Raw genomic sequence first — 21,154 nt, forward strand, 5'->3', positions numbered from 1 at the left:
ATAGATTGAAAAGCGTAGCGTGTTGCTTTTCCGGGTAGGTCGCGACGAGCGAAGCGAGTGCGACACCGGCGCATCCACCGGCGGCGTCGGCATTCGCCTGCGGCTCATCCCGACCTACGAGGGACGGGTCGGTAGGGTCTGCGGGCCAGGCACAGGAGGGTAGTGGCGGCCATGTAGCGGGTGACAGTCCACCAAGAGTCAAAGACACGGGAGCGGTCGACAATGCGCGGGTTCATGGGCACGGGCACTTCCGCCAGACGCAAGCCGGCGCGACGCAGCATCAGCAGGACACCAACGTCCTGAAAATCGAGTTGTGTCGCGGCCTCGCTGACGGCCAGTTGCATGGCCGTGGCGTTGTACAGACGAAATCCGGAAGTGAGATCCTCGACCGCCAGGCCGCTGATGCGGCGAAACCAGTTCCAGGCGATACGACGCGCGTAGCTGGCGCGCGCGGGATGAGCGCCAATGACGACGTCAGCCTTGTCGCGTTCGGCCAGAAGGCAGCGGATGGCGGCGACGTCATGCTGACCGTCGGCATCCATTGTGATGACCGATGAATAGCCATGGGCGATGGCGTGGCGGATGCCCGCCTGCATTCCACCCCAGGCGCCCAGGGGCAGCGCCGCACGCAGAACGGTCGCCCCGGCGCGCTCGGCAGCTTCACCGGTGCCGTCGGTGCTGTGATCGTCGATCACGACGATGTCGGGATGACCCGCCTCGATCAGTTCCGCGACGATGGAAGGCAATGTCGGCGCCTCGTTGCGGGCGGGAATGACGACCAGCAAACCGCGGCGTGGGGTGGGAGTGTCGGCCTGCACCCCGGCGAGCGTGTATTGCCGGGCTACGGCATCGGCACAGGCCTGCATCGAGAACAGCCGATGAACGGACCGCGCCGCCCGTTCACCCATTTCCCCGCGCATCCGCGCATCGTCGCGCAGCAGGGTGAGGGCGCGCCGCCAATCTGCCACGTCGCCCGGCTTCGCGAGCAAGCCGGCCTGCGCCTCGCGCACCACCCACGGCATACCCGAACCGGGCAGCTCGGACACGATGCAAGGCCTGGCGTAACGCATCGCCTCGAGCAGCACCAGACCGAAGGCCTCGCTGCGCTCGATCGACGCCAGGCACAACACGTCGCAGTTCGCCAGCAGTGCGTCCTTGCGCGCATCCGACACCGCGCCCAGGAGCCGCACCCTGCCCTGCGCGGCATCGGCGAGCGCCTCCAGCTCCGAGCGCTGCTCGCCGTCACCGGCGAGCAGCAATTCGACGCCTGTCAGCCCGGACACGGCGCGCACGAGCGTCGGAAAATCCTTGTAGTGCGACAACCGACCAACCGCGAGCACACGAAACGCGCCGCAGGTCCAGCTATCCTGCTTCATATCGGGCTGAGCCGGATATCGCGACAGATCGAGCCCCAGCGGGATGACGCTGCACTTGTCCCGCCATCGCTTCAGCGGTTCACTGGCGTCGAGGTACGGTGGCGAAGTGGCGATCACGCGCGCGGCACGCGCCAGCAGCAACTGCTCGAAAGGTCGGTACAGGCGGTAGGCGAGCGACAGGCGCGCTCTGCCTTTTGCCGCGACGACATCCGCATGCCAGTGTACGACCCACGGCACACGCAACGCAGCGGCGAACAACAGCGCGCTGAAAGCCGAAGGATTGGGCATGTGCAGGTGCAGCACCTGGGGTTCGAACTCGCGCAACAGCCGGCGCAGGGCGAACGGAAAAACCGGTGCGAGCGGCGCATAGACGGCCTGGCACAGTACCGGCACGCGCTTCAGCCAAGGGGGGTCGTCCGGCAGCGGCAGTCCATGTACGAGGACGACAACCTCGTCGCCCCGCGCACGCTGGGCCGCGACCAGATCGGCAAGGAAAACCTCCATGCCTCCGGCGTAGGGCGGATAGAACTTGCCGACATGGAGAATTCGCATCGCCCCGCCCTCAGCGCCCGAGTTGCTCGCGCAACTGGCGGAAGGCCGGGTTGTCGGGCTCGACGGCCAGGGCGTTTTCGATATCGATGATCGCCCCCGCACGATCGCCCGCGAGCGCTCGCGCCATGGCACGGCCGTAGCGCAAGGTGGGGGCTTCGCGACGCTCGAGCAGGGCATCGAAAACGCGCAAGGCGTCGGTTCCGCGTTGCTGACCGACGTAGGCCATCCCCAGCCCGGTCAGCACTCGCACGTTGCCCGGATCGCGCACCAGCAAGGCTTCAAAATCCTTCGCTGCGAGCGAGAAGTCGCGCGCGGCCACCGCAGCCTCCGCACGCCGCATTCGCGTGTGATCGCGAACCTCGGGTGCCTGCCGTGGCCGCTTCAGTGCCGCCGAATAGGCCTTTACCGCCTCTCCGGACTGACCGAGTCGGTACAGTGACTCACCCCGGTGAAAGTGAAGGCCAGCCTCATCGAAGCCCTTCTCGCGAGCGGCCTCGAACGCCGCCAACGCTTCTTCGTCCCGCTGCATCTGCTGCAGGGCAACACCCAGGTTGAAGCTGGCCGAGCCCTCTCCCTCGCCCAGTTGCACGGCACGTGCAAAGTCGTTGGCAGCCTGCCGATACATCGAATGCTCGAGAAAGTAACTTCCGCGGTTGAGAAACGGGCGCCAGCGTCCCACCGCCGACGCGTCCGCTCCCAGGTCCACCTTTTCGACTGCATCGTTCCAGGCGCTGTAGGCGCTGGCCAACGACAGGCTGCGCTCGAGCGCCAGCCCGGAAAAGAGCAGCGCAACGACCAGCCCGCCCACATAAAGCGTGCCGGGTCGCAGTGAACACAACAGCACGGCAATCATGCCCGGCATAGCGATCGCCCACAGGTAGCTGCGGTAGAGGACGAACGGGTCCTGGATCCACACCGTCGCAAACTCGGTGACGAACAGCAGCAGCGGAAACAGCATGCACAGTCCGAGCAGCGCGGGCAGGCCACGTCGGCGCAGCACCGCATGAACGCAGAGCGCAAGCAAGGCAAGCCAGACCAGCGCCGCGAGCAGTTCCGGGAAAGACAACCAGGACAGCGGGAATTCAGGCCGAAGATCGACCGACATCCACAGCACGTTGGGCACGAACCAAAGGAACCCATAAGCGAAGAACAACGCCGTCTGGTTCAGGATGCTCAGCGCCCAGACACTGTCCGCAACGCCCGGAGCGAGCGCTTCGATCTGGGCGATGTAGATGCGGGAGGCCGGGTCGAAGGCCTTGCCGACGAGATCACCGTAGAAATGCAGCAGCCCGGCCACTGCGGCCACCAGCACGCCACCTCCTCCAATCAGGATCCAGGCCAGGGCACGCCAGTTCGGGCCTCGCACGAAGACATACAGCGGCACCGACATTGCCGCAATCATGAAGGCGTGGCCCTTGGACAGCAACGCAAACGCATAGAACAGGATCGCCGCAACGAACCACGCCCCGCGACCTCGCTCCAGCCCGAGCACAAAGGCCAGACAGGCGAGTACCGAGAACAGGGTCGCCATCAGTACGGAGCGCTGAACCAAATAGGAAACCGCATACACGGCCACCGGATTGACGGCGAACAGCGCCACGCCTACGCGCAGCGCCGCCAGTCCGGATGGTCCCAGGCCGTTTGCCGGCTTAAGGTCGACTACTACCCCTTGGGACTGCCGGAGCGCAATACTGAGCAGGCGTGCAAACAGCGCATAGAGCGCCACCACCACTGCAAGGTGGAGCGCTACATTGACCAGGCGTTGCTTCCACCACCCGTCGCCCACGAGCGCCTCGACCCACACGAAACTGCCGTAGGAGAGCATGCGCTGGCGCAATTCGAAGAGCGAGCCGTAGAGTTCAAAGATGGAGCCATCGAGCAGGCGCACATCGTCGAAGATCAGCGCATGCTGCAGGCCGGGAAGATAGATCGCGAGTACCAGCGCACTGAGCGCGAACCAGTAGATGCTCGCGAAACGCTTTTCTCGATTCATGATCGGACGGAGGACGGCCATTCGGACCATGGCGACCGCGAGCCCGTACCCCCCGAAGGGTGCTCGACACAACATGAAAACACGCTTGGCCGCCTACCGGTTATTCAAACCGGATCGCAGTCTAGCATGGCGTTTGCGAACCGATAGGCTAACAAGCCCATGCAGAACTACTGCGGCGGCGCGAAGCAGCGCTTCACGCAACCCGTCTTCGCCCTCGCGCCTTCAGGCAGGTGTGGGTCACTGTGCGCCGTACGCCATGTATCTGGCCATCCTCGCAACGTTCTGCGTCATCCTGTCAATCGCTCAGATCCAGGAAGTCCGGGGATGCCCCTGAACACCAGCGGCGCCAGATCGCCCGCAAAGCCAGGGCTACCCGCCTACTGCCGGTTGTTTCGGCGGCCCGTTGCTCGAGCCGCTCACGCAAAGTGGAACGCAAACGAACGAGCGGTTCGGTCCGGGATGCCGCCGCCACCGCCTTCGTGACATAGTCGTCCTCGTCTGCGGCAATCCATTCGTCGAGGCCCAAGGCGCGCATGCGCCCGGAGCCGGAACGTTGCTGCAGACCGCCCCCATCCAGCGACAAGGTCGGAACCCCCATCCACAGCGCGTGATTGGTCGTCGTTCCTCCTGCATACGGGACCGTGTCGAGCAGAAGATCGACTTCGGCGTGCATTCTCAGGTAGTCCGCCATGCCCACGCGTGGGCGAAGTTCCAGCCGGTCGCGCCCCACGCCGAGGCGGGTAAGAGCCTCGACAATTTTTGCGCCCGACCGCTCATCATCAATCGCCCCGATCAGAAGCCTGGCATCGGGTACCTGAGTGAGCACCCTGGCCCAGAGCGCGATGGTCGAGGCACTGACCTTGGCAAGACGATTGAAGCTGCCGAAGGTGAATTGTCCGCGCTCGAGCACCGGCGGCGGAGTGACTGGCGGCAACACAGCCTCTGGTCTGAAAATCACCGCGTCACCGAGCGCGATCAGTTTTTCGGTGAAGCACGGCGCCAGTTGTCTGCAAAAGTCAGCAGGAGCGGCGACGAACCGGTAATCAATCGCCGTCAGCCCGGTCGTCGCGGGGTATCCGATCCACGTAAGCTGCAAGGGCGCAGGTTTGCGGGCGAATACGGTCAGCCGGTTGTAGGTCGTATGACCGGACAGGTCGACCAGGATATCGACCCGGTCGCTGCGGATTCGCGACGCGAGTGCATCGTCGTCAAGGGCATGAACGTTACACCAGCTGGATACCTTCCCGCGCAGACCTTCGGAAACGGCGTCCTCTTGCGGACACGAACTGTAGGCAAAAATCTCGAACGTGTCCGGCTCCAGCCCCTCCCAAACCGGCTCGATGAAGTAGCGCAAAGGGTGGTTGCGAAGGTCACCGGAGACGAAGCCCACGCGCAATCTGCGCTCAGGGTCCGGATCACACTTCCAGCCCCCCCAACGATCCCGCCACGGCCTTTCAACGATGCGCCCAAACCGGCAGTGTTCGCCAAACCCCTCGTCCAGCGACACTCTCGCGGAATGTGTCAGCGCAAACAGATAGGAAGTCCAGACATTGAGCCGTTCCGGGTTGAGGCCCAAAGCCACGCGAAAATGCTTGATCGCCTCTTCGACATAGCCGTGCCGAAGAAGCACCGTCGCGTAATTGGCCTGCCCCTCGATCAACGTTGGCGACTTTCGCACCAGGCCGTCGAGTAGCGCCAGTGCCTCGTTACCGCGACCGACCTCATCATAAGCGAGCGCCAGACCTGCGCGAACATCCTCACGATCGGGAAGTTGTTCGGCAGCTCGTTCCAGCGCGGCCACGGCTCCGACGAAATCACCCATTTCAAACAGGGCGTTGCCACGCACCAACCAGGCCGACCCTGTCGTACGATCAATTGAAATCGCCTTGCCAGCGAGTTCAACGGCGTCCTTGAAACGCCTGCACTCAAAGGCGTTCGCTGCGGCATTGGCCCACCAATGCGCCACATCCGGACAGAGCGCGAGACTGCGTTGGAACATTTCCGACGCACGCGCTCGTCGCTCCAGGCGCTGCAGCGCAATAGCGAGATAATGAAATGCAGCTGAGTGATTCGGCAGGCGCGAGATGGTCTGCTCGAAGGCCAGGCAGGCCGCCTCATGCTCATTCAGGAGAAGTCTGGCGAGGCCCAGAAAGTACCAAGCCTTCGAACACTGCGGATCGCCTGCCAGGATGGACTCAGCAAGAGTAGCGGCGTCGTGGAACTCCCCTTTCCTTACGAGCGCGGCACATGACTCTGGATCCATCCTCAAAAAACTTCCTCATCAAAAGGCGACGGCAACGGCTCGGCCATGAGAACGTCTACCCAGGAAACCCGCAAGTGAAAACCGTATAGTCACCGCTTTAGCCAACACCGCGAGCGCGGTCAAAATTGCGCCACATTTCCCACAATGCCGCCGTAAAATGCTCGGCAAAAAGTCGCCCATCGAACAACGGCGAATGCATCACATGATCACGTAACGATGCACGGAGCTCTGCGAGTTGCTCGATCGACGAGCAGAACTCGACGGTCTTTTGAACATAATCATCCTCGTCGACGCAAATCCAATCCTCAAGCCCAGCCGCACTCATCAGCCCTGCGCCTTGACGCGAAATGAGGGCGTTTCCGGCCAGCGTGACGGTCGGGACACCCATCCACAAAGCTTCGCAAGTGGTCGTGCCGCCACAGTACGGAAAAGTGTCGAGCAGGATGTCAATTTCGCCAAAGGCCTTGAGGTATGCCTCGCGCGGCATCGAACCATGAAGATCAACGCGACCCTGATCGATTCCGTGCTCGATCAGTCTGGCACGGAAGCTCGCTCGACCATCGGCACGCGACAATGCTTCATTCTGGATCCGCAAACGTGCCGAAGGTATGGACTCCAGCACTTTTGCCCAGACGGAAAGTACTCCGTCGTTCAGCTTCGCAACATTCTGCACGCAGCCCAGGGTAGCGTGACCGCGTCGTAGCGCCGGCAGAGTCTCTACGGGCAAGTCAGTGTCCGGCGGGGTGAAGCATAAGCGCGTCTCGGGTAGCCGCCAGATCTCTTCGACAAATTGCTCTTCGATGCACTCCGGCAAACTCACGGGATCTGCGACAAAATAATCGATAGCGTCGAGTCCGGTCGTTGCGAAATAGCCCAGCCAGCTGACCTGTATCGGTGCCGGTCTGTAGGCAAACATCGCAAGTCGGTTGAAGGCAGTGTGCCCCGCCAGGTCGATCAGGACATGTACGCCGTCCTCATGTATCAGTTGCGCCGCCGCGCGGTCATCCAGACCCGTCAGCGGGCGCCAGGAAGACATGTTCGCGCGGAGCCGAGCGGTAAGATCATCAGAATCGGGAATGGTCGGATAAGCGACCCATTCAATACCTTTTCCCGACGCATGAGAAAGGAAGTTCTCGAGAAAGAACCCCACCGGGTGGCGACGAAAATCCCCTGACACCAGCCCTACCTTCAATCGCTCAGGCGCCCGGTCTGCCTCCCAGGCCGTAAACGGATTCTGCGCGCATGCCTGCGCAGCCCTCCCCCAATCGATCGCATCCTCAACGCATTTTCTGGCGGACGTCCCGGTAGTGTAATTGTTGAAAAACAGCAGATTTCCAAGCGAGACCAGGTCGTTCGGGTTGTGTCGCAAGTTTTCCCGATGGGCCGCTTCAGCCTCATCCAGGCGTCCCTGATCCGAATAGATGCGACACAGAACATGCCAAAGCAGGGATGACCCCGGATCGGCGAGAAGCCCCTTGCGGAGCAAGGACTCCGCCTCCTTCGATGAACCAGAACGCCTCAGGCCCTCAGCCAGATTCGCACGAACCGCCGCATTCGAATCATCCCTGGCGAGCGCTTTTCGAAAGAGACGAATCGCATCGTCCAACTTGCCCTGTCGCTCCCGTAATTGGGCCAGAAGCGAGAGCCCCATCACCGGAACGGGCTTGCAGTTCAATGCACGCTTGAGAACGGGCTCTGCATCTTCATCGCGATTGAGGGTTAAAAGCACATTCCCGAGATGCGCCAGCTCTTCGCCCGCATCGGGATTCAGGCGAATCGTGGCTCGAAAAGCGTTCTCAGCCTCGGCAAGAAGATTGGTCTTGAAACAGGCCCTACCCAACGCAGCGTATGTATTCCAGTCACCGGGATCCCGTTCGATCGCAGCGCGAAGCGCTGGCAACGCCTCCGAAGATCGATCAGTCTTCCAATAGGCGATACCCAGAGCCTTCCAGCCAAATGCTGCGTCACCGAAGTCCTGGGTGAAAGATTGGGCAAGTGGCTCCACGCGCGACCAATCACCGGCCTCGATGGCAGCGATGATTCGGGAACGCAGTTCGTCACGAGATGAACGGGGCCCGCCAACGGACTTCACGGCCGGTCTTTCACCGTCGCCACCTCCCCTCGCCCCGACGATCATGTCGAGTGGGGGCCACGACAGCCCGCGAGCGATTCCGTCACGGTGAACCGATACGGCCTCATCCGCCCGACCGCTCCTTGCGAGCGCACGGATCAAACTCAGACCATACTGCCGATGGCCGGGGTTATTCTTCCATGCAGCGAAAAAGTGCGGGAGCGACTTCTCCATGGCACCTTCCAGGGCAAACAGAATACCCAGATTGTGGTGCGCATCGCAGTGGTCAGGATTCACTTCGAGCACGCGCGCCAGAAGCTCTCGCGCCCGGGCCCTGTCGCCCGACTGATGGGCCATGACGGCTTCACGCACGGCAAGGTCCGCGTCGAACGAGGCCCCTTTACTTTCGGCGTGGGTCACGACGGGCTGGCTCCATGATATGAAAAACGCTCAATCCTTTTCTCCGACTGAAGAACCGGACGGACCATCACCGACACGCAGGACCGCCGGCGATTGGCCTCGATCGAATCGACACCACATCTGATCGAAGAGGTTTTCGACCTGCCTGGCGAAGGCATTTCCATCGAACAGCCTGCAGCCGGTCACTCCGTCCTGGAGGCGCGCCTTCAGGGCAGCGGCCTCCTTCCGGCTTTTCGAAATATCCACAGCTCTCGCTTTGTATTCAGCCAGATCGCTCGCGACCAGCTCGGGAATTCCAATCGCAGTCATCAAACTCGCCCCCACTCGCGAAGCGAAGGTCTGCCCCTCGATCGTGAGTATCGGAACGCCCGCGTACAGGATGTCACTGGCCGTGGTATGCATGTTGTAAGGCGCGGTATCGAGCGCGAGATCCGCGTTTTGAAGCCGTGCCAGGTGCTCCGAATAGGGTACGACGGACGCGAAAACCAGCCTGTCCTCTTGAAGCCCGCTTTCCACAAACCGGGCTTTGAGCGCCTTGCGCGCGCCTTCATCTCCAGCGGCAAGCCACAAAACGGAACCCGGAGATGACGCAACGATATCGCACCAGGCGGCAAATACCTCTCGCGTAATCTTGTAATGCTGATTGAAGCAACAGAAAACGAAACCCTTCTTCGGGAGGCCGCAGGATTCGCGGTCGGGCCTCTTGCCGATCTTACGGTGCGAATCATTGCATTGGTAGCTCGCCTCGACGTACGCGAACTTCTCCGAATAGTCTTCCGCTTCATGCTCTGGAGCCAGGACTTCGTCGATGACGATATAGTCGATATAGTCCAAGCCTGTCGTCGCCGGGTAACCAAGATACGTGACCTGGACGGGAGCAGGGCGTTGCGCGAGTGCCCCCAGGCGAGCGCCCTTGGTATGGCCGTTGAGGTCCACGATGATGTCGATCCCGTCTTCGACGACGGAGCGTGCCAAAGCAGCATCATCCAGACCGCTGACGTCTCTCACGTGATCGAAAGCAGAAAGGACCCTCCTGCCCAGATCACTGCCATCGTCGGGCGCCGCGGAATATGCGAACAGCTCGAAGCGGCCCCGGTCATGCGACTCGAAAAGTTCGACCGCCAACAAGGACACCGCGTGCTGACGGAAGTCGCTCGAAAGATAAGCAAGCTTCAAACGCTCGGGACGGCCTTTTCCCTGCCGGTCGCCATGATCGAAAACCGCTCTGCCGTCGCCGATCCGTGCCTTTTCAATGGCTTTTCCAACGCTTTGTCCTGCCTCGAGCAAATAGCGACGCGAAACGCTCTTCATCGCGCAGGCCAGAAGTGGGCTGACATACTCGTCCGGCGCAGCGTCGATCAGTTCCTTTTCCAAGCACTCGACTCTGTCCCAATCGCACAAGTCCCTGCTGACACTGAGAAGGTCAATCTTCACATGGAATCGCTGGGGCGCAAGGCGCAAAGCCTCCTCGAGCGCCACACGCGCTTTTTCTCTCGACTTCGCTCCGTACAGAGCTTGTCCCAAAGAAGCGTGGACAGTCGCGTTTCGCGGGCCCAGCTTCACCGCGCGATGCAAGGCCTTCAATGCATTTGCATGATCACCGGACTCGACCAACAGCAGTCCGAGAATCAGGTGACCGTCGCGCGAACAAGGATCCAGGCTCACCGCCCGCCAGGCATGCTCGAGGGCTGGCGAAATCCGCTTTTTCGTCTGCAGGACGAGGGCCGTGGCGATATGGGCGTCGGATGACAACGGATCTCGCTTCAGTGCGCTTTTGGCGCACGCTGCGGCCTTGTCATGGAATCCCGATGCAACGAGCGCGCGCGTCTTGCCATTGAGCGCGGGGAGCAAACCCGAATCCTGCACCAGGGCATTGTTGAAGCAATCGAGCGCAAACCCTTCGCGCGCACCGGCCTCGAGGACCTCTCCCATCAACACCCAGTATTGCGCTTCCGGAAGCGCCCCCCTGACTGCAGCGAGATGATCGATCGCCTCGTCGACTCGCCCTTCCTCGCCGAGCATCATCACGAACCTGCGGTTCAATTCGATGGAACGCGGGTATTTCTCGATCGCTTCGCGCATCGCAGGCTCGACGCTGGCAAACCTGCCCATGCGGTGCATGCAATCGGCCAGATACATCAAAACGCCGGGATCGTCAGGCTTTCGGTCGAGCAAGTCCCTGAAGACTTTCTCGGCCTCCTCGTTCATACCCGAATACATCAGCCCGAGTCCCAGCGCCGTGCGGAGCCCCTCGGACTGCGGGAATCGTTCGAGCGCGGAGCGCGCCAGACGTTCTGCCTCGCCGAAGTGAGCACTTTCGATCAATACGTTGACCAGCGAAACACGGTATTGCTCGCTGTCCGGCTTGAGGACCGCAGCGCGGTCGAACAACTTCACTGCATTCGGCCAGTTCTTGAGCAGCCTTTGGACGATACCTCGCCCAAAGTAGACCTCTGGCCGATCCGGATAGGTGTCCTGATAACGCTTGGCCAAAGCATCCGCTTCGACAAGTTTTCCCTGCCGGACGAGTTCCTGAACGCCTTTCAATATTCTTCCCCTTGCTTGTTCTGGCCTACGGTGAACCCGGCTGACGAGAGCCTCGCATCCTGATTCCAGCGCCGGCAGGTTCGGCTTTGCAGGCCGAGCACCTGCCAGACCTGCTGATTGCTTCGGTCGATACGCTCTCTTGTCCGGTCGTCAACTCCCGTCCGGGAAATCACCCCCTGCTGCACTTCGACGATCTCCCGCATCAAACGCAGTGCGCGATCAGGACGCAAGGTGAGGCTTTCGCGATGGCGCCGGTGGCTGTTCAGCGCAGCCGGAAAGTATGAAATCCTACCCGACTCGAGCAGGTGCAGATACACGAACCAGTCTCCGGCATGAGATAACCGTAGCAGCGAAGACTGAATCGCTGAAAGATCGGGCCTGCGCATAAGCACCGCGCTGGCGTTGGGAATGGTGTTGCGCACGACGAGGGCTTCGCGGATCTCGTCCGGGCCGTCGTTGACGTAGGGCCGCGTCCATTTGACCGGATCGAGGTCGCGCACGTAATCGAGATAGTCGGGCGCGATCTCGCACCCGGCCTCGTCGATCTGGCGCGACTGGCAACAGGCCAGCACCACCTGCGCATCATCGAAGGCCGGCAGCAGGGTCTCGAGCAGCGTGGGCTCGCAGGCATCATCGGCCTCGGCGATCCACACCAGTTCGTTCTTCGCCAGCGCGATGCCGCGCAGCCACTGCGCATAGCAGCCGGCGTTGGCGGCGTTGCGCACGATGCGCCAGGGCACATCGCCGACGGCCAGCTCGCGCTCGGCCACCGCGACGCTGTCATCGGTGGATGCGTCGTCGAGCAGCAGAATCTCGCGTGGCCGACGCGTCTGTGCGAGCACGCTACGGATGCGCTCAGGCAGATGGCGCGCGTAGTTGTAATTGGGGATGATCACCGACACCCCGGGCGAGCGCTCGCCCAGCAGGCCAAGCAGATCGGCCACGTAGTCGGCGAAGCCGAAGCGTCGATGCACGCATTCGCGCGCGGCCTCGGCACGGTGCAAGCGCTTGTCAGCGGGAACTGCGAGCGCGCGCACCACGGCCTGCGCCAGCGCGTCGGCGTCGGCCATCGGCACGAGTTCGCCAAAACCCTCGCGCAGCAGGTCCGCATAGCCACCTCCGCCGTCGAAGGCCACCACCGGCAGGCCGGCGTTCATGGCCTCGAGCACCACCGTGGGATACGGGTCCTCGCGCGAAGCGAGCACGAATACGTCGGCCGCGGCGAGCAGGCGTTGCGCCTCGTCGGGCGCGCGCCGCCCCATGAAGCGCAGCCGCCCGCTCGCGATGGCACCCGCGCAACCGGGCTCGGCGCGGATCGCGGCCAACGTGTCCGGGTCTTCGTGGCCGACCCATGCGAATACCGTGTCAGCATCGTACCCCTCGTTCGCCGCGGCACGCGCGAACAGATCCGCGCCCTTGCGCACATCGGCGAAGCCCAGGCCCAGCGCGATGCGCGCGCGGGCATCCAACCCCAGTTCGGCACGCACCTCGGCACGCACGGCCTCGCGGCGAACGACATACGGGTTCAACTGGTACAGGCCTTGCGGGCGCACGACGCACTTGGTCGCATCCACTGGCTGCACTGCGGCAAACGCGTCACGCACGCAGTCGGCCGCGAACACCAGGCGCTCGGCGAGCCGCGCGATTTTGGCGACCGAGGCTTCGAGACGCTGTGCTCGGATCACGCCGGGCATCTCGTGAATCAGGCTCACGCAGCGCATGCCGGCCGCCACCAGTTGCTCGAGTTCAAGCCCCACCACGGCCGTGTTGCATATCGCCTCGGTGATGCCCTGGGCACGCAAGCCGGCGATGACTTCACGCCGGCTCTCCGGCCCGAGGCCGGCGACGTCATGCACGACGGCCTCGCGCGCATAAGCCTCGCGCAGCACGCCGGGCCCGCACAGCAGCAGATGCGGTTCGCAGCCGAAGTCGCGGCGCAGGCTGCGCAGCAGGTGCAGCGTGAGCATCTGCGCGCCGTGCGGGTGGGCGTCGTGGCCGACCACCAGCACGCAACGCGCCGCGCGCGTCGGGAAGGCTTGGAGCACGTCGGCCGTAGCGCGCAGGAAGGCGTGGCCGTAGCGCCGATCCGGCTCCAGATAGGCACCCTCGGCCCATTCGTTCCAGGCATTGACGAAGACCAGCTTGTCGTCCGATGTCGTGTGGCGTGCGTCGGTCTGCGCGCACACGTGGCCGAGCCAGCGCGCGTACAGGTCGGGGGTCGCGCCGTGGAACACGGCACCGCGCCCCGGCTTGCGCGCCTCGTTGTCCCACGACGGCATCACGCCTCGATACCAGCGGTAGTCGGGCCACGGCTGCGCCTCGGCACGCTCGACGGCGACGCGGTACTCGCGGATGGAGCCGGCGTAGTTCGGCGCGAGGCCGTCGATGGCCTCGTTGATGAAGGGGATGTGATAGTGGTGCGGCGGAAACTCCACCGCGCCGTCGAAGCCGTAGTCGCGCGGATCGAGCGTCTCGAACGACTGCACCGCGAGCAGCAGCGGATCGCCGACACCCGCCTCCCGGCAGGCGGTGCGCCAGGTCGCGACCGCGCGCTGCGGGTCGGGCAGCTGGTCGACGCGATAGACCAGCAGCACGGGGCGGCCTTCGACGCGGATGTAGCGCGCATCACGCAGATAGGGCAGCAAGTCGTCTATGAAACGCGCTTCGTCCTCGACGCGGTAGTGCTGCGCGATCAGCACGTCCTCCTCGCTGCCGTCCCAGCGCCGCGTCCAGCTCTCGTTGGCCCAGCACAGGCAGAACGGGAAATCGAGCGAGGCGTCGGCGAGGAAGGCGTCGACCGGGCGTTCGAGCAGGCGCCGGCCCGAGAACCAGTAGTGGTGGAAGCAGAAGCCGTGGAGGCCGTGGCGTCGCGCAAGACGGATCTGCTCGCGCATCACCTCGGGCACGCGCAGGTCGTAGAAGCCCAGGTCGGCCGGCAGGCGCGGCTGGTAATGACCCGGAAACTGCGGCACGCCGCGCGCGACGTTGGTCCATTCGGTAAAGCCCCGGCCCCACCACGCATCGTTCTCGGGAATCGGGTGGAACTGCGGCAGATAGAAGGCGATGGCGCGGATGCGCGAAGCCACGTCCGGCCCGGGGCACGGATGGGGCGCGTACTCCGCCGCGCGCGCATCGGGCGTGGCCGGCAGGGCGGCGGGTGCCGGTGGCGTCGCCGTGGTCGCAGCCGGCAGATCTGCCGAGCCGATCAGCGCGAAGTCGCGCAGCGCCGAGCGCACGCCGCGCAATCCGCCGCGCCGCCACACACGGCCGACGCGCCGCAGCAAGGCCAGCGGCCCGCCCGCTCGCGCCCACGCGGCCAGTGCGGCACGCCCAATGAGGCGGGCGCGGATGCGTGCCTTGTCGAGCGGGCCGGCTGACACGTCAGAAGGCGTGACGTTTCGGTAGTGCCTCACCTCGGCCGGGGTGTCGCAATTCGCCTGCGGCTCATCGCGACCTACGGCCGTACCGACCGTATCCGGGGCCATCGACCGTAGGTCGTGGCGAGCGAAGCGAGGTGCGACGCCCCGGTCATTGGGGCCGTCACGCGGGCGGGTCGCTTCACGTTCGAGTTCGAGCCGCTCGATGCGCTGCCCTGCCTCGGCCAGTTGCGCATGGATCGCAGTGGCCTGCGCACGCTCGCGCCGCGCATCGGCAGCCGTCTCGCCCAGCCGCGCGCCCAGCTCGAACAGCAGGTGCGACGCGGCGCGCTCGGGGCGCTTCAACGGCCCGAGCACCTCGTGATAGGCCGCCACCATGGCGCCGATGCGCGGCACTTCGCGGCGTGCGAGCCCGGCGCGCAGACGCACCAGGCGTTCGGGCTCGGCGGCCAGCCCTTGCAACGAAAAAACCAGATCGTCGGCGTCGTCGAACAGCAGACCGTCGACATCGTCACCGATGCGCTCGGCAAACGCGCCGATGCGACGCGCGACCGGCACGACGCCGCTGGCGGCCATCTCGCTGAGCGTGTAGCTGAAGGTCTCGGGCCACACGGAAAGCAACAGCGCGCAATCAGGCGCGTGCTCGCCGAGCAGGCGCGGCAGGGCTTCATGCGCGTAGTCGGGAACGATGCTCACGCCGGCGCGATCGCGAAAGAACTCCCCGCCCTCGCCGCAGCCGAGCAGCAAGACGTCGGCGAAATCGTGGATGCGCGGCAGCAGCGCCGCCAGCTCCTCACGTCCCTTGTGCGACGCCAGCCGTCCCGGCACGACCACGCGCAGGCGGGCGCGATCGCCGCGTGCGGCGGTCGCGTTACCGAAGCCCTCGTCGATGCCGTTGGGCACGACCCGGGCAGCGCGCAGGCTCATCGCCGGAAACAGTGCGGCCAGATGATCGAGCGCGGCGCGCGAAGGCGCGACCACGCGCACCTGTGGCGCGTCGAGCGCGCGCGCGAAGGCCTCGCGCACGGCCAGCCACCCGTCGGCGCTGACTGCGCCGCGCACGACGTTGTCGGGATTCTCGCTCAGGCAGGTAGTCAGGCGCTCGCGCGGACACTCGCCGCAGACGGTGCCGAAGCGCGTGGTCAGCGCCGGGCAGAAGGGATAGTAGTCGTGCACGACGAAGACCGTCGGCAGGCCGGTGGCAAGCACATCAAGTGAGTGACCGAGCAGCGAGGAGACGATGACGCCGCCGACCTCGAAGCCGCGCACGACTTCGTCGAGCAGCGCGGCCGTCTCGTCGTGTGTGGCCACCGACGCGCGAATCGGCAGCGCCAGATCACGCCGCAGTAGCGGAACCTGGGGCGCAGCGGTGTCGAACAGTTCCAGCCGCCGCCCGTAGCCGTCGTAACCAACGCGCGAGCGCAGCGCGAGATGGCGATGCGCGTCGTCATGGTCGATGAAATCACACAGCCAGCGCTCAATGCCGCCGCCCCAATCGTGCACGACGTGCAGCAATACCGGGCGATGCGGGCGCGGTGGAGCGACGTGTTCGCGCCAAGGCCCATTCGATGATGCGCCACCGAGCGCGCCCGCCTCGCTCGGGACGGAATCGTCGGGCTCGCTCATCGCATCGGCGCAGTCGATCTCATCGGGCGATTATCCCAAAATCACCGCGCTGCCGCGAACGGATGTGCTGACGGTCGCCCCGGTGTCGCATTTCGCCTGCGGCTCAATGCGACATACGCAAGCTCCTGCCGCTGTCGCAGGTCGTGGCGAGCGAAGCGAGGTGCGACATCCCCGCATCAATCAATCTAGGGCTCACCCATGAAGAACGGAAAGCCGAAGGGAAGACTGAAACCCCGATGCTTCCAGTTTCCGCCGAAATTCATGTTCGCGGCACCGGAACCACCGTTGTTTGCCCGCACGAAGGCCTGGGCGATGACCGGAAGGCCATAGCCAAGCTCGAAATCCAGCTCGTCGAAAATGCCACCACCGAACAGGAAACTCGCATGCCCGTTCTCGTAGGGCACGGTGATGTCGTTGAGGGTCAGTTCGGCACCGAGGACCCCGGAGCGCGTCGCACCCTTGCGGTTGAACGACATCACGGCGACCTCGCCACACAACTGGGGACGTACCGTGGTTCCCGGAGAGACGACGACATCCGGGGTCAGAATACGCTCCTCGCGATCCTGCACTTCCAGTCCGGCAACGCGGACACACCCGGTGTCGGCATCGTAGTACTCGGAGAACGGGAACAGGACGCCCCGGCCGTCGTCCCCCTGGAAATCCGCAGTATCTAAATGGACCACACCGCCCTCGTAGGGACGTCCCTCGACGGCATAGCGTCGCGTCGGCATCGAGAAAAGCCAGTCGGTCGCCGCGAAAATTTCCTGATCGGTGATGAACTCGTTCGACAGCCACGGAAAGGCGCCAATGCCATAAAAACTCGTGATCAGGTACTGCTCGATCGGCGAACTGTCCGGATAACGCGGCGTGGACAGATCAGGGAAATCGTACTGCGCGGGATCGACCGCACCGCTCAGGAAAACGCCATCGAGCGTCACCTGCGCAAGGTCGGCATCGAACTTCGACGCAGTCTGCGACCAGTAACGGGTTTCGGGCAGCCCTTCCGAACTGAAGATTGTCGTGAACAAGCTGTCCACAGGCACCGCGTTCATGCTCCAGGCCGCGGCCTCATCGAGGTTCAGGATGGTCACGTTGGCGTACAGAAAGGGGGTGGCGACATCATTCAACCGCTCCGCCTCACCGTTCTCGTCGTTGTCGACGTTCAACTGGCTGGTGTCACCGGAGACCACGGACTGCAGGATTTCCGGGGTGCACGGGGCCACACCGTCCACGTGCTTGATGGCATCGAACAACTCGGTTCGTGCGTCATTGCCATAGTCGATGACGTCGCCCATGTTGATGATTTCAACGTAACCCTCGCGCGTTCCGGCTGCGCGAGCCGCCTCGTCACCGGAGAGTCGCAAGGTCTCGAACGAACGATTGACGTTCTCGGGCAGGGTGCAGCTGTTGTCCTCAGTGGTCAGACGGGCACGCCCGTCGGGCCCCTGGGAGATATTGGCCGTCCACATGTCACCGGGGGACAGGAAAACCTGGAAGTCGAACACGTCGTCGGAGCGCTCCGCCCCGCGGAAACGCACCTTCACGGCCTTGCCGCTTTCCGGGTCGACGTTCACGATGTTGAGCAGCGTGACGTTGCCGTTCTGTACCGTGTAATACGGCACCACCAGCGCCCCGCCGTAGGCATCGGCACCTTCGAGGAATCCGAACGCGCCCGCATGCGCCACCCCGCTTCCCAAACCCAGTGCAGCGATGCCGTAAGCCAGCAGCTTGTTCCTTATCATGTTCTCCCCCTGATGTTCGCCTGCTCAAAAGTTGAAACATAGCACATCAGCAAATGCTGGAGTTCGTCGCGAACCCTCTCTCATGGCCGATTTGCGACAGACATCGCCTCCGCGGGTCGATGCGGGCGAAGCGAGGTGCGACATCCGCCATTGCGGGTGGCACGCTGCCAGGGATGGCTTAGATCGGCCGAGGTGTCGCATTTCGCCTACGGCTCAATGTGACCTGCGATCTACGAGCGGACACCGGGCGTTTCGCGGGCGACGCGGGTGATGGCGTCACGAAGGGGCCGGATGGGGTCGCGGCGGACGAAATCGCCGATGCGCTGGTCGTAGTCGGGCCAGCGCTGGCGCAGCACGCGCTGGGCGGCTTCGACGAGCACGGACTTTTCCTCGCCGAAGCTCGCGCCGCCGGCATGGAAGACGAAGACATCGGCACACAGCAGGTGCCGCCATCCATGCTGGGCGGCGCGCAGGCAGAAGTCGCACTCCTCGCCGTAACCGCGGCCGAAGGCCTCCTCGTCGAAATAGCCGGTCTGCTCCAGGCAGGCGCGGCGGATGAACAGACAGCTGCCCACCCCGACCGGCAACTCGACGCTCCGCCCGGCATGCTCGCGCGCGAACAATGCGTCGAGGCCGGCCAGACCCAGTGTGGGAAGAAGGTCACTCTCTTCCCCCGTGGCAGGATAGGAACAGATGGTCGCGTCGTTTGAGAACGGCGTGAGCGTGCCGGCCTCGGGATGCGCACGGGCGCAGGCGACGAGCCGGTCCAGCCAGCCGTCGGCGACTTCGCAGTCGGCGTTGAGCAGCACGACGTCGCGATCCGCATGCAACGCCATGCCGCGATTGGCCGAGAACACGAAGCCGCGATTGCTCTCGTTGCGCAGCAGATGCACGCGCGCATCGACTGCGGCGGCTTCGCAACAGGCGAGCACGGCCGGGTCGGGCGGTGCGTCCGCGATCAGGACGAGCTCAAACGGCGTGTCGCTGCTTGCGGCTAGCACGGACTCGATGCAGCGGCGCGTGAGTACGGCGTCACCAAACACCGGCACGATCACATCCACCGGGGCCTGCGCATGCGCTGCGGAGGCGACGACCGACTGCGGATGAAAATGCTCCCACGATCCCCAGAAGTGCCAGGCTTCGGGCGCGGCCGCGACGCGACGCGACAGATGCGCATAGGCCTGGCACGCAAGCTCTCCCGCATCATCGCTTGCTGCCAGCGGTACGACCTCGACGCTGCGCCGACCGCTGACGAAATCGAGGTCGGACACGAAGACGCAGGCGGGAAGCCCGCGATCCGCGGCCAGCCGGAACATGGCGCGCGGCACCTCGATGCTGCCATCGAGAAACGGCACGCGCTCGAAGGCCGCACCCTGCGCGGGCACGTCCACCGCGGCGATCACCCCGTCGCCCGCGCGCAGGGCGGCGATCACGCCCCGCAGGTCGCGGCCGACGTCGATCGTGGGCGCGCCCAGCACGCGCGCGATCCAGCGATTGCGCATGCGGTAGTACCAGCGCCGCACGATGGGCACGCCCGCCCCGTCTTCGGGCTGGGCGGCGACCAGCGGATGCGCGCGCGCGCCGCTGGCGGCGAGATCCCACAGCGCCGGGAACCCCGCGCCCCAGTGGAAGGTGTAGCCGATGAAGGCGGTGCCGGGCGACGGCCAGCTGCCACTTCGCGTGAAACGCGCGGCGAGCGCCCGACGAGGGCGGGTCATGAGGACGTAGAGGTCGGCATGATCGATCATCGCGACAAGGCGCGCGTGACGCGCCCAGGTGCGATCGTCGGCGACGCGCCCGGCGGTGCGCGCAGCCGCGAGCGCAGGTTCCCAGCGTTCGCGGTACAGATTCTCGAAGCGGCTCGCCCAACGCAGAACGCGATAACACAGCGGCCATGGCAGAATCGCCGCCAGACCGGGCAACAGCAGCAGTTCGAGGGAATCGTGCAGCGCGAGTGCCAGACGTACGCGTATGGAAAGACGTGACTGACCGCTCATGACCATTCGTGCGGCAGGCGTGCGATGCCGGTTTCCAGCGTGGGATAGACGAAACGGAAGCGCGCGCAGTGCTTCCACTCGTCGTACACCGCGACGCCCGCGGCGTCGAAGAGATAGGCCGATACCTGGTATTCACCGGAATACAAGGGAATGTCGGGGAAACGTACGGTCGCACTCCAGCGTCCGTCTGACTGCCGCACGGGAAGGAAGTCGTCCGCGTGGGTTCCCACCGCGGTGATGCCGACGCCGTCGGAGCGCTCGAGCAGGATGGCGAGCGCCGGTGTCTCGCCATCTGGCATGCGGGCATGAAGCGTGACTGCGAGATCGCGGCTCTCCAGTACGCCTGGATCGCCGTCGCCGATGCCGGCGACGGTCACGCCGTCGAGGCGGCGCTCCCCCACCTCTGCTTGCACGCCTCGCTCGCCCCCCTTCGCATCGGAGTCGTCCGGCACAGTCTGCACGCGGTCGCGGATGCGTACCCATGCCTCGTACTCGGAAACCACCGCCTCGGTCGCGCCGGTGGCCGCCACCCGGCCCTCGCGCAACCACACCGCGCGGTCGCACAGGCGACGCACGTGGTACATGCTGTGAGAGCAGAACAGAATCGTGCACCCACGCCGGCGGAACGACTCGATGCGCTCGATGCACTTGCGCTGGAAGTGCTGATCGCCGACTGCAAGCGCCTCGTCGATGATCAGGATGTCAGGTTCGACCGAAGTGACCAGCGCGAACGCCAGCCGTACGGCCATGCCGGAAGAATAGGTCTTGACCGGCCGATCGATCGCATCACCGATTTCAGCAAAGTCGAGAATTTCGGGCTCGCGCAAACGCATCTCGTCCGCCGGGATGCCGATCAGCGCACCGGCAAAGCGGATGTTCTCGCGACCACTGAACTCCGGATGGAATCCCGCACCAAGTTCGAGAATCGCGGTCAGGCGCCCTTCACGCACGACGCGTCCCGAGCTCGGCGAGATGGCTCCGGCAATGAGCTTGAGCAGCGTGCTTTTTCCGGCGCCGTTGTCACCGACGACGCCCAGGCATTGCCCGGGTTCGAGCGAGAAACTCACGTCGTCCAGGGCGCGGTGCAGCCTGGGGGCGAGCGCGCGCGGCGAGAGCAGATACTTCAGTCGCGCACGCGGCGACTCGAAGATGCGATAGGACTTGGACAACGATTCGACGTGCAGCATCGG

Annotated in this window: 9 protein-coding genes; all 9 read right to left on the reverse strand. The window is 64.4% G+C overall.

The annotated features are described in order from the left end of the window. Window positions 1–104: 104 nt before the first annotated feature. The 9 genes from C0099_RS12830 to C0099_RS12870 all read right to left on the reverse strand — a co-directional run bounded on the left by C0099_RS12830 (window position 105) and on the right by C0099_RS12870 (window position 21,151). On the reverse strand, window positions 105–1,928 hold the full coding sequence (locus tag C0099_RS12830) for a glycosyltransferase (RefSeq protein WP_164084962.1): 1,824 nt from the start codon (window positions 1,926–1,928) through the stop codon (window positions 105–107). Window positions 1,929–1,938: 10 nt separating this feature from the next. Then, a complete protein-coding gene (locus C0099_RS12835) occupies window positions 1,939–3,816 on the reverse strand; it encodes a tetratricopeptide repeat protein (RefSeq protein ID WP_199797612.1) in 1,878 nt (625 codons plus the stop codon). Between the two features lie 400 nt (window positions 3,817–4,216). After that, entirely contained in the window at window positions 4,217–6,184 is a 1,968-nt protein-coding gene (locus C0099_RS12840) for an O-linked N-acetylglucosamine transferase, SPINDLY family protein (RefSeq protein ID WP_102247785.1), read from the reverse strand. 97 nt (window positions 6,185–6,281) lie between these two features. Further along, complete coding sequence (locus C0099_RS12845; protein ID WP_102247786.1) at window positions 6,282–8,675, reverse strand: tetratricopeptide repeat protein; 2,394 nt, start codon at window positions 8,673–8,675, stop codon at window positions 6,282–6,284. 30 nt (window positions 8,676–8,705) lie between these two features. Continuing rightward, window positions 8,706–11,222: a tetratricopeptide repeat protein gene (locus C0099_RS12850; RefSeq protein ID WP_102247787.1), complete on the reverse strand. Its 2,517-nt coding sequence runs from the start codon at window positions 11,220–11,222 to the stop codon at window positions 8,706–8,708. Continuing rightward, window positions 11,219–16,225, reverse strand: a complete 5,007-nt coding sequence (locus tag C0099_RS12855) for a glycoside hydrolase family 99-like domain-containing protein (protein WP_102247788.1) — start codon at window positions 16,223–16,225, stop codon at window positions 11,219–11,221. The genes C0099_RS12850 and C0099_RS12855 overlap by 4 nt, the downstream gene beginning before the upstream one ends. Window positions 16,226–16,410: 185 nt before the next feature. Further along, entirely contained in the window at window positions 16,411–17,967 is a 1,557-nt protein-coding gene (locus C0099_RS12860; protein WP_123785262.1) for a hypothetical protein, read from the reverse strand. A gap of 230 nt (window positions 17,968–18,197) precedes the next feature. After that, window positions 18,198–19,964, reverse strand: a complete 1,767-nt coding sequence (locus C0099_RS12865; protein WP_164084929.1) for a glycosyltransferase — start codon at window positions 19,962–19,964, stop codon at window positions 18,198–18,200. Then, a complete protein-coding gene (locus C0099_RS12870) occupies window positions 19,961–21,151 on the reverse strand; it encodes an ABC transporter ATP-binding protein (RefSeq protein WP_102247791.1) in 1,191 nt (396 codons plus the stop codon). The genes C0099_RS12865 and C0099_RS12870 overlap by 4 nt, the downstream gene beginning before the upstream one ends. Window positions 21,152–21,154: the final 3 nt, after the last annotated feature.

The organism is Pseudazoarcus pumilus (assembly GCF_002872475.1).
In the GTDB taxonomy this organism is placed as follows: Bacteria; Pseudomonadota; Gammaproteobacteria; order Burkholderiales; family Rhodocyclaceae; genus Pseudazoarcus; species Pseudazoarcus pumilus.

Coding starts and splice junctions, on each gene's coding strand:
- C0099_RS12840 (WP_102247785.1), bottom strand. CDS start 6,184: ATGGATCCAGAGTCATGTGCCGCGCTCGTAAGGAAAGGGGAGTTCCAC.
- C0099_RS12860 (WP_123785262.1), bottom strand. CDS start 17,967: ATGATAAGGAACAAGCTGCTGGCTTACGGCATCGCTGCACTGGGTTTG.
- C0099_RS12870 (WP_102247791.1), bottom strand. CDS start 21,151: ATGCTGCACGTCGAATCGTTGTCCAAGTCCTATCGCATCTTCGAGTCG.
- C0099_RS12855 (WP_102247788.1), bottom strand. CDS start 16,225: ATGAGCGAGCCCGACGATTCCGTCCCGAGCGAGGCGGGCGCGCTCGGT.
- C0099_RS12865 (WP_164084929.1), bottom strand. CDS start 19,964: ATGAGCGGTCAGTCACGTCTTTCCATACGCGTACGTCTGGCACTCGCG.
- C0099_RS12830 (WP_164084962.1), bottom strand. CDS start 1,928: ATGCGAATTCTCCATGTCGGCAAGTTCTATCCGCCCTACGCCGGAGGC.